Origin of the sequence: Psychrobacillus sp. FSL W7-1493 (assembly GCF_038004905.1) — a bacterium.
Classification (GTDB): Bacteria; Bacillota; Bacilli; order Bacillales_A; family Planococcaceae; genus Psychrobacillus.
Genome location: NZ_JBBOSB010000001.1, coordinates 2987443 through 3003266, shown reverse-complemented (window position 1 = coordinate 3003266; position 15824 = coordinate 2987443). Strand labels below are relative to the sequence as shown.

The following is a 15824-nucleotide window of genomic DNA, read 5'->3' as shown; positions in this document are numbered from 1 at the left end:
TTAAGTACCCAAACATGAAACATTTATTGATAAGATGGTGTCTTTACTAGAGTAAAACGGCACCAATTAAAAGGAGAGTATAAAATGTCTACATATTATGAAGAATTATTAGCAAAAATTGAAAACCACACTGCAGTTATTGGGGTAGTTGGTTTAGGTTATGTTGGTTTACCACTTGCGGTTGAAAAAGCTAAAGCTGGCTATAAAGTAATTGGATTTGATGTACAAGAATCTAAAGTTCAACAAGTAAATGAAGGAATTAACTATATTGGTGACGTAGTAGATGTTGACTTAAAACAAATGGTTGAGTCAGGACATTTAACTGCCTCTACAGATTATGGTTCAATTAGTGCAGTAGATGCAGTTGCTATTTGTGTACCGACTCCATTAGACATTTATCAACAGCCAGATACTTCTTATGTTGAAAGCTCAGTAAATGAAATTGCTAAATATGCTAAAAAAGGTACCCTAGTTGTACTTGAATCAACAACTTATCCAGGTACAACGGAAGAGATTATTAAAAAAGCATTAGAAGATAAAGGATTTGTTACAGGAGAAGATATTTTCATCGCTTACTCACCTGAACGAATTGATCCAGGTAATAAAAGCTTCAATACAAAAAATACACCAAAAGTAGTTGGTGGGATCACAGAAAAATGTACAACAGTAGCTGCTGCAATGTATAGCAATGTATTAGAAGGTGACGTGCATAAAGTTTCTAGTCCGGCTATCGCTGAGATGGAGAAAATTTTCGAAAACACTTTCCGTCACATTAACATCGCTCTAGCTAACGAAATGGCTATTCTTTGTGAAAAAATGGGAATTGACGTTTGGGAAGTAATCGATGCTGCTAAAACAAAACCATACGGCTTTATGGCATTCTACCCAGGCCCAGGATTAGGCGGTCACTGTATTCCAATCGACCCATTCTACTTAACTTGGAAAGCTAGAGAATACAATTACCACACTCGCTTAATCGAGCTTGCTGGTGAGATTAACAATACGATGCCTGAGTATGTAATTACTCGTGCAATGCAGATTTTAAATGATGAAGGTAAAGCTTTAAGAAATGCAAATGTTGTACTTTTAGGTGTAGCTTACAAAAAAGATATCGATGATATGCGCGAATCTCCATCTTTAAAATTAGTAGAACTATTAATGCAACAAGGTGCTAATTTCAAAACGGTTGATCCTCATGTAACTACATTTAGAGTTGCTGGTGAAACACATGAAACTGTAGAATTAACAGACGAGTTGTTAGATTCAGCTGACCTAGTTATCCTAGCTACTGATCATACTGGCTTTGACTATGCTCATATTGCACAAAAATCAAAAGTTATTTTTGATACTCGTAACGCGTTTAAAGGAATTGACACTCCAAATCGCTATATTAAATTATAAGGGCGGGATATAAGATGAATTTTATACATGAAACTGCTGAGTTAGGCGAGAATACGACAGTTGGACACTTTTCTGTTATAGAAGAAGGAGCAAAGATTGGCGATAACGTTCGCATAGGCAATCGTGTAACAATTCACGCTGGTACCATCATTGGTGATGGTACCACCATCGATGATGGTGCCGTAGTAGGCAAACAGCCTAAGCCTGCCAAAACAAGCACAATGCAAATTACGAAAGAAATCCCTCCTTTAGAGCTTGGCAAGGAATGTACAATTGGAGCTAATACAATTGTGTATAGAGGAGCAAAAGTCGGAGAGAGTACGTTAATTGCTGATTTAGCAACGGTTCGAGAAGATGTTGAAATTGGCTCTTTTGTTATCATTGGTCGCAATGTTACAGTTGAGAACTTTGTAACGATCGGGAACCGTACTAAAATCCAATCGAATTCATATATCACTGCTCATTCTATTTTAGAAGATCATGTATTTATCGCACCATGTGTGACAACTACAAATGATAACTATATGGGTAGAACGGAAGCACGCTTCGATAAGATTAAAGGAGCTATTGTTAAACGTGGAGCTCGTGTAGGTGGAGCGTCTATTATTCTACCTGGTATAACAATAGCAGAAGAAACATTTGTAGCAGCTGGAGCAATTGTAACGAAGGATACAGAAGAGAAAACTGTAATTAAAGGTTTCCCAGCAAAATTCTTGAAAAATGTACCTGAGGAGGAGCTTCTTTAAGTGTTCTCTCAGTTAAAACGTTTAGGAGCGGATTCGCTCCTTTATGCATTTATGAACGTAGGTACTAAACTAATCGCATTTATACTATTCCCTTTATATGCACATTATCTTGAAAAAGAATCGCTAGTGGGAATGCTACAGATGGTAGATACTACTGTATCTATGCTTACTTTCCTTGTAATATTTGGTACTGATTCCGCTTTAGCTTATTATTACTTTGAATATAAAGATAAAGAAACACGGGAAAAGTATGTTCGCTCGGTTATGACGTTCCGCTTATCAATAGTTATCTTGTTATTTGCAGTATTTTTAATCGGCGGAGATTGGCTGTCTGCTCTTATATTAGAATCAGCGGGCTATTCTCAACTATTTTATATTGCACTAGGTACGTTATGCTTAGATACCATTATTACACTAGTCTTAACTATTTTAAGATATGAGTTCCATACGAAGAGAGTAGTCTTTACTACTATAGGTAAAATGCTATTAATAGCAGTAGTTTCAGTCCTTTTCTTAATGTTTGTATGGACTTCATTAGAAGGGATACTAGTAGCTCGCTTAGTCAGTGTAGCTATTATCGTCTTAGTGTTAATAAAGCCTGTTAGGGTTTATTTGAAGCCACTGTACGATAAAGCTATTTTAAAGAAAATCTTAGTTTACGCTGCTCCCCTAGTTCCTGCCTCTTTAGCCTTTTGGATCATAGCTAATGCCAACAACTTTTTTATACGGGCATATGGAACATTAGATGATGTAGGTATTTATGGGACCGCTATTAAGTTTGCAACCTTTATAACTCTATTGACGAGCGGTATACAACTAGCGTGGAGACCATTCTCTATGACTTTAAAAGACAAAAAGGATAGTCCCCAATTATTTGCCACATTATATGCGGCATTTTTAATCATTGGTAGCTTTGGAGTTTTAGCTTTAGCGACATTTATGCCATGGATTATTTTAGTAATGCCAGATAACTTTAGAATTGCATTTCAATATGTTGCACCTATTTCAATCGCAACATTTTTAAGCTTTTACTATATGATTGTTTCTACTGGAATATTTTATTCTAAACAAACAAAACATATTTCTATAGCATTTGGGATAGCTGCAATTGTATCAGTTGCATTGAATTTTGTTTTTGTGCCGTACCTCAATATATGGGGAACTGTTATTTCGTATATAGCAGCCTATTGTATCGCTTTATTTATGGTATTCCGTAAAAGTCAAAAGCTATATTATGTACCTTTCTCAGGTGTGAAAATGGGTTGGACAATCTTTTGGCTAATAGCTGCAACTCTTGGAATTGTATATATTCAATTACACGATTTAAATAGCTGGCTAATCATAGGAGTATGGATTGTATTCATTCTTCTAGTCCTACTAGTTCGTATGGATAAGTATTTTGTAAAAAGAAAGTAATGGGGGATAGGCATGTCAAAAAAATGTATAACAAACCTTAGGCATAAAGATTTTCATACTATAAAAGGTGTCGGGTATGAAGGATTTTTCAGAGGATACTTCTATTATGAAAATCAATATGTCACCCATGAAAACTTCGCTAGCATTATAAATGAAGAAATTTTAACATCTAATGACTTTGCCAAATGGAATGGGGAATATGCGTTAATCTATACAACTCCAGTCGAAACAAAACTGGTAACTGATATGAAGCGTTCTATTCCATTATTTTATATGGAGGATCAGTCAGGCAACTGGCTTGTCCAAGATTATATACAGCCTCAGGAAGGCTTAAATATGGATCCAGAGGCAGAGGAAGAGTTCCTAATCACAGGATTTGTTTTTAGAGAGAAGACGTTATTTAAGGAATGGAAACAGGTTCCTGCAGTTTCTTATGTTACGTTGCAGGAAAAGGCTGTCCATGATTACTACTATTCGTATGTTCTTCCAAAAGAAACAGAGCAAATCGATACATTTGCAGCCGAGTTAAAGACAGTATTTCATGACTTATTTGATGATCTTGCAAGTCGTTTAAAGGATCGCCAAATCGTCATTCCGCTTAGTGGTGGATATGACTCTCGATTAATCGCATTGGCCTTGGTGGAACGTGGTTTAAAGGATAATATTATTGCATTTACATACGGAAGACCAGGGAACGGAGAGTCAACTGTTAGTAAACAGATTGCTGATAAGCTAGGCTTAAAATGGAAATACTTTGCCTATGATAAAAAGATGTGGGAGGATATGTACAAGTCTGACGAATGGAAGGACTATGTGGTGTATTCTAGTAATGCTGTTTCGGTAGCACATCTTCAAGATTTTCCAAGCACTAAGCTGCTGGTTGAGCAAGAAGGGTTACAAGACGCAGTGTTTTTACCAGGTCATTCCTTAGATTATCTGGCAGGGGGACATTTACCTTATGAGTCGATTGTTGACAAGCAATTTGAAAAGAGTGAAATTCAAACCTTTATAATGAACAAGCATTTTCGATTATGGGAGCTAGCTGGTAAAGACAGCTATGCAGAAACAGATATCGGTAAAGGATTGTATCAGGATATTGAAGCGTATTCCAATTATACCAATGAACGTGTCACTTCTTTAATTGATGAATGGAATTGGCGAGAACGACAAGCGAAATTTATCATTAATTCTGTTCGTGTATACGAATATTTTGGACAAGGCTGGTCCATTCCGTTATGGGATGATCGTTTAATCCACTTTTTCAGTAAAATCCCTGCGGATTTAAAGTATAAAAAATATTTATATGATTACACATTGCATCAAATGTATCCGGAATACTATCCATTGCCTCAAAAGCCAGGACCAGAAAATTCACTTAAAAATAAATATGGTATTCTCTATCCTTTACTACGCAAAATATATAGAAAGAAAAATCTATATCGTAAATATTTTGATGAGCCAATGGAGTGGTACGGAATCTATCCGACTTACAAGCAGTATGTACAGTCTCTTACTTTTAAAAGAAATGGTCAAAAGTATGAGCATCCGTACAATATCAATTCGTTTATCGTAAAAGACATGATTGAAATGATGAAGGAGATTACAAAATGAAGGTTCTAACTATTTTAGGAGCAAGACCTCAGTTTATAAAAGCAGCAGCAGTTTCACGTGTTATTCGTGAAGAAGTAACAGAGCTTATCGTTCATACTGGTCAGCATTATGATGCCAATATGTCAGATATATTCTTCGAAGAATTAAACATTCCAAAGCCTGACTATCATTTAGGAATCGGTTCAGGAAACCATGGTAAACAAACTGGTGAAATGCTAGCTAAAATCGAAGAAATAATTTTAAAAGAAAATCCTGATTTCTTATTAGTGTATGGTGATACAAATTCAACATTAGCAGGAGCACTTGCAGCTGCTAAACTGCATATTCCTATTGTTCATATCGAAGCAGGTCTTCGCAGCTTCAATATGAGAATGCCTGAAGAAGTTAACCGTATTTTAACGGACCATGTTTCCACGTTGTTACTTTGTCCAACGGAGACAGCTATCCAGAATTTAACGAACGAAAATATTAGCGCAGGCGTGTATAATATTGGTGACGTAATGTATGATGCAGTTCTATACAATAAAGAGCTAGCTAAGTCTACATCTACTATTTTAGAGACTGAAAAGCTCGCTCCAAAGGATTACTTACTAATTACGATTCATCGTGCGGAAAATACAGATGATGTTGACCGTATGAAGTCAATTTTAGATGCGTTCCGTCAAATCGAAGATAAAAAGGTTTGGCCAATCCATCCAAGAACAAAGAAAAAATTAGAGGATTACGGCTTTAAGCTAGATGAAATTCCTAATTTACAAGTTATAGATCCAGTTGGTTATTTGGATATGCTTTCCTTAGAAACAAACGCAAGAAAAATCGTAACAGATTCTGGTGGCGTTCAAAAAGAAGCATACTTTGCAGAAGTACCTTGTGTCACTGTTCGCGATCAAACGGAATGGGTAGAGACATTAATAGAGGATGCAAATATCTTAACTGGAACAGATACAAATAAAATCGTAGACGCAGTTAAAAAAGAAGTAACTCCTTCTTATACTCCTGTTTTCGGTGATGGAAAAACATCGGAAAAAGTGTTAGCTTTACTAAAGGAATATTCAAGTAAATAAAGTAGGTGTGAGCATTGTTAATATTTAGCATATGGCTCTTTACTGTGGTGGCTTCCACATACCTTTTTAAAAAGGTTTCTGGAAGCCTTTCGCTTGTAAAGCCAAATATGATTTCTATTGTTTATTATTATTCTTTCCTTATCTCCAGTTATATTGGCGGATTGTTAATAGCTTTAGGAATAGATGATTATTATATGATCAAAAGAATGGACCATGAGGAATATCGAATAATTGGTTTTATTTTATTGACGCTATTAATGATTTTATTCCCACTAACTCAGTTAGTTGTAGGTAGAATTTTTGGGTTTAATGGGGAGCTAGAATTTAATAACTATCTGCAAAAACCCGTTCGTACAAGTGTAGATAAGAATGAGCGTATCTTTAGATTGGCTTTTGGTGCTTTATCCGCTATATCTGTTTTAGCAGTTGCTTATACCTTATTGAAGACAGCGAATGTTCCTTTATTGGAGCTTTTAAAGGGGAATACATCGGAGCTTGCAAAGCTTAGAATTGATGCGAGTAGAGGCTTCAGTGGGAATGTGTATATTCGGAATATATTCGGTATCGCATTGACTCCAGTCCTTTCTATTATTGCATTTGTATATACTACGAAATCGAGAGCATTATATTGGAAAGTATTGTTCTTTGTTTTATTCATTTCATCCGTCCTAATCTCTACCTATGATTTAGCTAAGTCTCCAATTTTCTTTTATATCATCATGCTGCTTCTAGCTGGTGTATATACACAAAAGCTAAAGCTCAATTGGAAGAGAATCAGCGGTTATATTTTGGCGGGAAGTGCCTTATTAATCGTTATGTATGTGGCGATTCAAGGGGTTACAGAGATTGAAAGCTTCTTGTCTCATAATTCTGGCCCAATTGGAAGGATTATACTGGCGCAAATTTCACCATTCTTTTTACATTTGGATACGTACTCACATTCTCTAAGCTTCTTAGAAGCGAAAGGCTTGCCTTCCTTTATTGCTGGAATTTTCGATATCGAGCAAGTACGATCAGCACGAATGGTAATGGAGAATGTGTTTCCTGAAAACGTAGACAAAGGTACTGGTGGTGTTCTTAATACCATTTTCCTTGGTGAAGCCTTTGCTTCGTTTGGATATCTAGGTGTTATTATATCTATTATTTATATTGCAGCAGTTATACAGGTGTTATATATCATCTTTTTACGCTTACCGAAAACACCAGTGGTTATAGCATTGTTTGTCTACTTTACGATTAATCTACCAAGAACACTTGTTGGAGGAGTAGCTGACTTTTTCTTTAACCCAGTGTGGATATTAATGACCGTAGTATTGGGTGGATTGTTTATTCTGGAACAGTATTTCCATATTATATGGACGTTCCTATTAAGCAAAGTACGAAAAAAAGGAGCACCACAATGAAAAATATTTTAATTTATTATCCTTTTACTCTTGCTACTAATCCGAAGAGTGGTTCAGCAATTCGCCCCGTTGAAATGATTAAGGCAATAGAAAAATATGCAACCGAAAATAATTTAGAAACTATTGTTATTTCAGGTACTTCTACTGAGAGACGTCAATTATGGAATAAGATGCTTGCTGAAAAGAAACAAGAGCAAACATTGTTTTGTTATTCAGAAAATCAAACGATTCCTTTATGGTTAACAGATCCGGGACATATTCCAAAAGACTGGATTATTGATAAGGATGTTTTTAAAACATTAAAGAGACTTCAAGTGCCTATAGGTGTTTTTTACCGAGATGTGTATTGGAAATTCGATGAATTATATCCTTTGAAGGGTATCAAAAAAACGGTTATGAAGACTATTTATAGGATGGAAGAAAGATTCTATGAGAAGTATGTTCATACACTGTTTCTTCCAAGTGATGCTATGGGAAAATACGTAGCTATCAATACGAACAAAATGGCTCTTCCACCGGGCGGTCGCTTTACCGAGTTGAATGACAACTATCGAGAAATGCAAAAGCCGTTTAAAGGTATTTATGTAGGTGGCATTAATAACGAGGATTATGGATTACCAACACTCGTCGATGCATATGCGCTTCTAAATAAGGACGAGACATTAGGAAACTTGGTCATTGTTTGCCGTGAGGAAGAGTATACTCAACTTAGCCAAGAAGAAAAAAATAAAATACAGCAGCCATACATCGAGCTAAAGCATGTGAGTGGGGCAGAGCTACAAGCATTATACGAGCAAGTAGACTTTGCATTTATCCCTCGTAAAAGATCCACTTACAACGACTTTGCAGTACCGATTAAATTAGTAGAATACTTAACGGCGAGCTTGCCTATTGTTGCAACGAATTGCTCTGCACAAGAAGACTTTATATTATCGGGACCATACGGCGTAATAGCCGAGGATGATGCTGAGGGACTTGTGAAAGGTATGCTAGCTATTCAACCTGAATATTTACAGTTCAAACAAAATATTAAAAAAAGCTTTTTACAGCAACATTCTTGGAATGCACGTGCCGAGCAGGCTGCACAAGCGCTTATAGGAGGTAATAAAAAATGAAAATAGCTGTATTAGCTCCAAGTAAGTCTATTCATACACATAAGTGGGCATTATTTTATCAATCGAAAGGTATAGACGTAAAAGTATTTACGTTCAAGGATCATTATTCGGAAGATAATGCCAAGCAAGTACCTACCGAAATTTTGCCGAAGGTGTTACCCGGTAAGGCATCTTATATTGCAGCAGCACCTGCCTTAAAGAAAATGCTAAAAGAATGGAATCCTGACATCTTGCATTCCCATTTTATCTCAAGCTATGGATTGCTAGGAGCGATTGTTGACTATAAGGTCCATTTTGTATCGGTATGGGGCAAGGATATCTTTGATTTTCCTAAGAAAAATAAATTAAATGAAAAGCTTGTCAGATTTACGTTAAGTAAAGCAACGGCTATCTGCTCAACAAGTCATATTATGGCGAAGGAAACGAATCTTTATACGAATCGTCCTGTATACGTAACGCCATTTGGAGTGGACTTGGAGAAGTTTTACCCTGAAGCCCATACAAATGAAAGTAATGACAAAATCATTGTTGGAACGGTAAAAGCATTAGAGGACAAGTATGGGATAGCTGATTTGGTAAAAGGCTTTGCTAAGTTTCATATAGAGTATCCAAATTCTGAGCTACTCATTACTGGGGATGGCCCTCAAAGAAAAGAATATGAGCAGCTGGCAGATGAGCTTGGTATATCCAACGTTACTACATTTACCGGAAAGGTACCAAATACAGAGGTTCCTGCTATTATTCGTAGCATGTCTATTTTCGCTGTTCCTTCCACAGAAGATAGCGAAAGCTTTGGAGTAGCCGCAGTAGAAGCGATGGCTTGTGGCGTTCCGGTCGTCGTGTCGAATGTCGGGGGATTACCGGAAGTAGTAGTGAAGGATGTCACGGGTATTGTCACTGATAAGGAAAGTCCAGATCAGCTGGCAGCTGCTTTTATAAAACTGGCCGGGAACAATGATTTAAGAGCTGGAATGGGTAAAGCAGGCATAGCTCATGTAAAGGACAATTATAGTTGGGTTGATAACGCTAATTACATGTTGTCATTATACGAAAAATATACAGAGGCTTAAAAGTTTAAATTGCCTCTAATAGAAGAAAAGGTGAATTATATGATTAAGAAAGCAGTCATTCCTGCAGCGGGCTTTGGTACAAGGTTTTTACCAGCTACAAAAGCATTGCCAAAAGAAATGCTTCCAATTGTAGACAAACCAAATTTACAATATATTATCGAAGAAGCTATAGCTTCAGGGATTGAAGATATTATCATCGTTACTGGACGAAACAAAAAATCTATGGAAGATCATTTTGATAAATCCATTGAACTGGAGTTATTGCTTAAAAATACGGGCAAGCTAGAGTTATTAGAACAAGTGGAGAACATCTCTAATTTGGTGGACATCCATTACATGAGACAAAAAGAACCACTTGGATTAGGACATGCCATTCTTTGCACTAAAAAATTCATAGGCAACGAACCATTCGCAGTATTGCTTCCAGATGACATCATCGATTCAGAAGTCCCAGCACTTCAACAAATGATTGCCAAGTATGAGGAAGTACATAGCAGTATTTTAGGCGTAAATGAAGTTCCAAGTGAAGATGTAAACAAATATGGAATTGTCGATTATAGTGCAGCGGAAAACGACTTATACTCAGTTAAACGACTAGTAGAGAAACCTGCTATTGAAGATGCTCCGTCCAATCAAGCTATAGTTGGACGCTATATTTTGACTCCTGGCATATTTGAAGAACTTGAAAAAGTACAGCCGGATGCAAAAGGTGAAATTCAGCTTACAGATGCTATTGATGCCTTACTGAAAAAAGAATCCATCTATTCTTATATGTTCGAAGGCAAGCGTTATGATGTTGGAGACAAGTTTGGGTTTTTGCAGGCAACATTTGACTTTGCATTAAAGCGTGACGATTTAAAGGAACCATTACTTGCTTACTTGAAGAATAAATTGAAAGATTAAACGGTGATTGCGATGCGTATTGTATATTTATGTCAACATTTTCCACCAGAAACAGGTGCACCTCAAATTCGTGTATATGAAGTTAGTAAGGAATTACTTGCTCAAGGACATGATATTCAGGTAGTTACCGCGTTTCCTCATCATCCACACGGAATTATTCCAGATGAATATAAAGGGAAAAAATATGAGTTTGAAAAATGGGATGACATCCCGGTTCACCGAACTTGGATTTATCCATCTAAAAAAGGGTCGTTTTGGAAACGCCTTGTTTCCTATTTTTCATTTACCTTTAGTTCGTTCTTTGGGTTAATGAAAACAGGGAAAGTGGACGTTATTATTGTCAATTCTCCACCGATCTTTCTAGGATTGACTGGGTTAATTGGGGCAAAACTAAAAGGAGCCAAGTTCGTTTTTAACGTAGCGGATGTTTGGCCAGAGTCGGCTGTTAAGCTTGGGCTTGTAAAAAATAAAATGTTTATTAAGCTTGCAGAAATTCTGGAATCCTTTCTTTATAAGCATTCTTGGAAAATCGCAACTGCCACGGATGGTATTAAGTCATACATCATTAACCACTCTCAGCCAGAGGAAAAAGTATTTGTATTACCTAATGGAGTTAATACAAAATTCTTCTATCCTCAGGAAAAGAATGAAGAGTATGTAGAAAAGTTTGGCTTACAGGGTAAGTTTGTTTTTGCCTACGGAGGAAACCTTGGATACGCTCAAGGGCTTGAGTTTATTTTGTATGCAGCGAAAAAAATGCAGGAAACCGTTCCACATGCTCACTTTCTTATTGCAGGAGCAGGACCAGAAGAAGAAAAGCTTCATAAATTGAAGGATGAGCTTGGTTTACAAAACACTACATTTTTAGGACATCTTCCTTTGAAGGAAATGCCAAAATTATTTTCAGTAACAGATGTAAGTATAGTTCCACTTCGTGACATACAATTATTTGAGGGCGCACGTCCATCGAAAATTTTCCCTGCAGCAGCATCTGGAGTACCAGTGCTATATTGTGGTAAAGGGGAAAGTGCAAAAATCATTACAGAAAATAATATAGGATTAGTAGCTCAACCAGAAAATGTTGACTCAATGTCTGAAAAAATGTTTGAATTTGTAGAAATGAAGGTAAATGATAGAAAAGCTATGGAAGAAAACGGTAGACGATTAGCAGAAGACGAATATAGCTGGACTACAATTGTAAATGACTTGTTACAAAATATTACTCAAAAGTAATATTCTTTACGATATACACCATCCGTTAAATTATGTATAATTGGTAAGATAAAATTTAAAAGTAAAGTAGGGAATTATTATGACTACTTCACGTCAAAACAAGAGAAAAAACAAGACGAGAAGAAAAATTTTATATACTGTACTGATCGTTGCGATGGTGTTATTGTCTGGAGTTATCGTATTTGCTACTAATTTGTCGTTTCAGACAAAGAACGCTGTTAACAAAATCTATGAGCCACTAGATCGTGAAAAGGAAGAACAAAACGAGGCAATAGAGAAGTTCGACAATGCGAAGGCAGAAGATTCAGCGTTTACTATTTTATTGGCCGGTATTGAGAATGAAGAAAAAGCTAAATATGGCCGTTCAGATGTGCTTTTAGTTGCAACAGTAAATCCTAAGACAAATAAGATATCCATGGTAAGTATACCACGTGATACAAGAGTTTATATTCCTGACCTAGGGTATAACGATAAGATAAACCATTCCTACGCGAATGGTGGTATTAACTATACGATCAATACAATTGAAGAGATGTTAGATATTCCGATAGATTACTATGTTTCGACAGACTTCCAAGGCTTTGAAGATATCGTTGATACGGTAGGTGGAATTGATGTAGAGGTGCCATTTACATTTAAAGCACAGTTAACAGGCAGCTTAAAGTGGAAAACGTACACAGAAGGCCCTATGGAACTTAACGGTAACGAAGCTCTTGCTTATGTACGTATGAGAAAAAGCGATCCGCAAGGTGACCTTGGTCGTAATAATAGACAAAAGCAAGTAATTAAAGAAATAATTGATAGAGGCACGAGCATATCAAATATTACTAAAATAGATGATATGATTGAAGATATAGGAAATAATGTGAAAACTAATATTCCTTCTTCCGAATATCTTGGTCTAATTAAGACATACCAAAAGATTAAGTCTTCACCAATCGAGCAGCTTCAGCTTAAAGGGGTAGATGATACACGTAGAGGCGTCTATTATTTCATACCAGATGAAGAAGGTTTAGAGGAACTTAGTGAGCAACTAAAACTAAACTTAAAAGATTTCGGTAATAATGCCCAAACTGATTCAAAAAAATCAACTAAAGTAACTGATTTAACAATTGGAGAGTAAAATGAGGAGTCCATATGGACTCCTCATTTTACTCTTTTTTCTATTCCTCGAGTATATTTCATGTCTATTAATACATTTGTTGGATTGTTTTATAGTAAAATTTGCATTAAAATGTAGAAAATACACGTTTTCAGGGAGGAAAAAATGAAAAAAGTAATCGCATCATCTGTTTTAGCAACTTCTGTCCTTTTGCCCATTAATCTTCTGACAAGTGATACAGTTTACACGTATGCTGCCTCGAACACAGCAATTGCGTCTACTCAACAATCTACTAAAGGCCTAATTACAAATAACAATGTCAATATTAGAAAAGGAGCTACTACTAGCTACAATAGCATTGGAAAAGTCCAAAATGGACAGCTAGTTACTATAATTGACCGCTTTACAAATGCTAGCGGTGAATTATGGTATAAAGTAAAGGCCGATTCTATGTCCGGTTGGGTAATAAGCGATTACGTAAAAGAGGTTTCAAATGCTGTAGGAGGAAACTCTACTACTAATGGAAATTCTTACGTTGGTTCTTCACAAAAAATAGGGAAATCTGCAGCTCATATGAGAAGCGGTGCAACTACTTCCTACAAAATATTGTCTACTGTTCCATCTGGAACTTCCTTGAAAATTTTAAGTAGTTTTACAAACGCTCAAAAAGAAGTTTGGTTTAATGTAGAATATCAGGGGAAAAAAGGGTGGGTTTTATCAGATCTATTTTTATTGAATGCTACTAATGGAGAGACTGGTACCTCTATGAAGGTAGTAAATCAATCGACGGTCCATAAAGGGGCAACTAAAAGCTATGCAACAGTTGCTACTGTCAAAGCCGGCACTACATTGACTGTTCATCAAGAGTTTACAAATGCTGCAAAAGAAAAGTGGATGCAAGTAACCTATGCAACTGGGAAAAAGGGTTGGATCCAAGCTACTGCTTTTGAAGAAGCAACAAGTGATTCTAAGACAGTTGTAAAAGCTTCTACTGTACATTCAGGGGCAACTAAAAGCTATAAAGTTGTTGCAACTATTAATGTAGGAACAAAGTTAGCAGTCCATCAGGAATTTACAAATGCTGCAAAAGAAAAGTGGTATCAAGTAACTTATGCAACGGGCAAAAAAGGCTGGATATCTGGGGAAGCATTCGATAGTGTTTCTACTTCACCAGAAGCACCACCAACTGAAACGCCAGATAGTGGACAAGTTATAGAACAAAATACAAATCTAGTAGTTTCTGTTTCCGTCGCTAATATGCGTTCAGGCCCTAATATGTCCTATGATGTTGTTACTCAATCTAGATTAAACGACTCTTTTATCTCTACCCATTATGCATTAGATACAAACAATGAAAAATGGTACAAGGTTGGCACAACTAGTGGAGAAGCATGGCTTCATGAATCTGTAGTAAACATAGTGGATAGCACAATAGAGCCCCCAGTAGTCACTCCAGGCAATGGAGAAACTGGAACTATTAAAAGATATAATGCTTTGGTATACGCAGATAGTAAATTTAACTCTGCCGTTTTACAGGGGCTTCCTAAAGATACAGCATTCACGGTATTAAATAAGATAAATGGTACAGACGGAACTAATTGGTTACATATTAAAGCAGGGGCAGTCGAAGGTTGGATTCCTGACTTTGAGGTAAGTGATAACATACCTACAAAATATGCAACAAAAGCGTCTACTGTATTCAGCAGTGCAAGTGCCACCTCTAAAAAGGTAGAGTCTGTCACAGCTAGCTCTCCTTTAAGAATCTTACGTACTTTAAACAGCTGGTTAAATGTTGAAACACAAAGTGGAAAACGTGGTTGGATTCAAGCTTCCTTAGTATCCGATGCATCACCAGTCTCTCTTATTAATGGAAGAACTGAAGTGCGTAACGGACAAAATTATTTAGTATGGACAAAACCTACTAATTTTAAGATAACTTATACAATGCCATCTGCAAATGTATTAAAAATTAATGGTAATCTATCTAGTATTAATACAATCGCTTCCGGCTTAAAGGGAGTAAAAAGCATGAAGGTAGATACAGTATCAGGAGGTACTTCGGTATTAACTGTTACATTTGATCCTAACTATACGTATACAATAAGAGATTACGATAAAGAGTTAACGATCAAGGTTGTTACCAAAGGCTTAGCTGGTAAGAAAATCATTATTGATGCAGGTCATGGAGCTAAGGATCCGGGAGCAGTAGGTCCTAAAGGCACTAGAGAGAAAGATGTTAACCTTGGCACTGCTAAATTCTTGAAGGCAGAGCTAGAGGCAGCAGGTGCGATTGTAACCTTAACACGTAGTACCGATGTATTTTTAGAACTAAAAGAGAGAACTGATATTTCTAATGCTTCTGATTATGATGCATTTATCAGTATCCATGCGGATTCATTCTCATCCACATCTAAAGGAACTACTACTTATTACAATACGTCAGTTAACTTTAACGGTCCAAAGAGTTTTACACTAGCGAAAAGCGTTCAAGCAAATCTAGTCAAAGAGGTTGGTACCTACAATAGAGGAGTAAAACAACAATCATTCTATGTTAACCGCATGAATGAGATTCCTTCTGTGTTAGTGGAGCTTGCATTTATCTCTAATCCATCGGAAGAGGCATTATTAGCCTCCGATTCCTTCCGCAAAAAAGCAGCGGTAGGTATTCGTAAAGGACTACAAGACTTCTTTAATCAATAATTGTTAAGTAATAGGAAATTATGCCGATAAATATCCTAGGAGTGATTCCTAGGACATATC

Annotated in this window: 12 protein-coding genes; all 12 read left to right on the top strand. The window is 36.5% G+C overall.

What is annotated here, in order from left to right:
* Nucleotides 1–84: 84 nt before the first annotated feature.
* Nucleotides 85–1401, top strand: a complete 1317-nt coding sequence (locus tag MKX96_RS15135) for a nucleotide sugar dehydrogenase (protein ID WP_340884826.1) — start codon at nucleotides 85–87, stop codon at nucleotides 1399–1401.
* Between the two features lie 14 nt (nucleotides 1402–1415).
* On the top strand, nucleotides 1416–2147 hold the full coding sequence (locus tag MKX96_RS15130) for an acyltransferase (protein WP_340884823.1): 732 nt from the start codon (nucleotides 1416–1418) through the stop codon (nucleotides 2145–2147).
* Entirely contained in the window at nucleotides 2148–3563 is a 1416-nt protein-coding gene (locus tag MKX96_RS15125; protein ID WP_340884821.1) for a lipopolysaccharide biosynthesis protein, read from the top strand.
* A gap of 12 nt (nucleotides 3564–3575) precedes the next feature.
* Nucleotides 3576–5174, top strand: coding sequence for an asparagine synthase C-terminal domain-containing protein (locus MKX96_RS15120; RefSeq protein WP_340884819.1), 1599 nt, complete (start codon nucleotides 3576–3578; stop codon nucleotides 5172–5174).
* The gene (gene wecB, locus MKX96_RS15115) at nucleotides 5171–6238 is read left to right on the top strand and encodes a non-hydrolyzing UDP-N-acetylglucosamine 2-epimerase (RefSeq protein WP_340884816.1); all 1068 of its coding nucleotides are present in this window, start codon (nucleotides 5171–5173) and stop codon (nucleotides 6236–6238) included. The genes MKX96_RS15120 and wecB overlap by 4 nt, the downstream gene beginning before the upstream one ends.
* A gap of 14 nt (nucleotides 6239–6252) precedes the next feature.
* Nucleotides 6253–7641, top strand: coding sequence for an O-antigen polymerase (locus MKX96_RS15110; protein ID WP_340884813.1), 1389 nt, complete (start codon nucleotides 6253–6255; stop codon nucleotides 7639–7641).
* Entirely contained in the window at nucleotides 7638–8756 is a 1119-nt protein-coding gene (locus MKX96_RS15105; RefSeq protein WP_340884811.1) for a glycosyltransferase, read from the top strand. The genes MKX96_RS15110 and MKX96_RS15105 overlap by 4 nt, the downstream gene beginning before the upstream one ends.
* Complete coding sequence (locus MKX96_RS15100; RefSeq protein WP_340884809.1) at nucleotides 8753–9826, top strand: glycosyltransferase; 1074 nt, start codon at nucleotides 8753–8755, stop codon at nucleotides 9824–9826. The genes MKX96_RS15105 and MKX96_RS15100 overlap by 4 nt, the downstream gene beginning before the upstream one ends.
* 39 nt (nucleotides 9827–9865) lie before the next feature.
* Complete coding sequence (gene galU, locus MKX96_RS15095) at nucleotides 9866–10729, top strand: UTP--glucose-1-phosphate uridylyltransferase GalU (RefSeq protein ID WP_340884807.1); 864 nt, start codon at nucleotides 9866–9868, stop codon at nucleotides 10727–10729.
* A 12-nt stretch (nucleotides 10730–10741) separates the two neighbouring features.
* A complete protein-coding gene (locus MKX96_RS15090) occupies nucleotides 10742–11962 on the top strand; it encodes a glycosyltransferase family 4 protein (RefSeq protein WP_340884805.1) in 1221 nt (406 codons plus the stop codon).
* A 79-nt stretch (nucleotides 11963–12041) separates the two neighbouring features.
* Nucleotides 12042–13085, top strand: coding sequence for an LCP family protein (locus MKX96_RS15085; protein WP_340884804.1), 1044 nt, complete (start codon nucleotides 12042–12044; stop codon nucleotides 13083–13085).
* Nucleotides 13086–13229: 144 nt separating this feature from the next.
* Nucleotides 13230–15764: an SH3 domain-containing protein gene (locus tag MKX96_RS15080; RefSeq protein WP_340884802.1), complete on the top strand. Its 2535-nt coding sequence runs from the start codon at nucleotides 13230–13232 to the stop codon at nucleotides 15762–15764.
* Nucleotides 15765–15824: the final 60 nt, after the last annotated feature.

What these genes read in the sequence shown, in the direction of transcription:
- MKX96_RS15080 (WP_340884802.1), top strand. Translation starts at nt 13,230, where the DNA reads ATGAAAAAAGTAATCGCATCATCTGTTTTAGCAACTTCTGTCCTTTTG.
- MKX96_RS15105 (WP_340884811.1), top strand. Translation starts at nt 7,638, where the DNA reads ATGAAAAATATTTTAATTTATTATCCTTTTACTCTTGCTACTAATCCG.
- MKX96_RS15130 (WP_340884823.1), top strand. Translation starts at nt 1,416, where the DNA reads ATGAATTTTATACATGAAACTGCTGAGTTAGGCGAGAATACGACAGTT.
- MKX96_RS15120 (WP_340884819.1), top strand. Translation starts at nt 3,576, where the DNA reads ATGTCAAAAAAATGTATAACAAACCTTAGGCATAAAGATTTTCATACT.
- MKX96_RS15135 (WP_340884826.1), top strand. Translation starts at nt 85, where the DNA reads ATGTCTACATATTATGAAGAATTATTAGCAAAAATTGAAAACCACACT.
- MKX96_RS15090 (WP_340884805.1), top strand. Translation starts at nt 10,742, where the DNA reads ATGCGTATTGTATATTTATGTCAACATTTTCCACCAGAAACAGGTGCA.
- MKX96_RS15085 (WP_340884804.1), top strand. Translation starts at nt 12,042, where the DNA reads ATGACTACTTCACGTCAAAACAAGAGAAAAAACAAGACGAGAAGAAAA.
- MKX96_RS15100 (WP_340884809.1), top strand. Translation starts at nt 8,753, where the DNA reads ATGAAAATAGCTGTATTAGCTCCAAGTAAGTCTATTCATACACATAAG.
- wecB (WP_340884816.1), top strand. Translation starts at nt 5,171, where the DNA reads ATGAAGGTTCTAACTATTTTAGGAGCAAGACCTCAGTTTATAAAAGCA.
- galU (WP_340884807.1), top strand. Translation starts at nt 9,866, where the DNA reads ATGATTAAGAAAGCAGTCATTCCTGCAGCGGGCTTTGGTACAAGGTTT.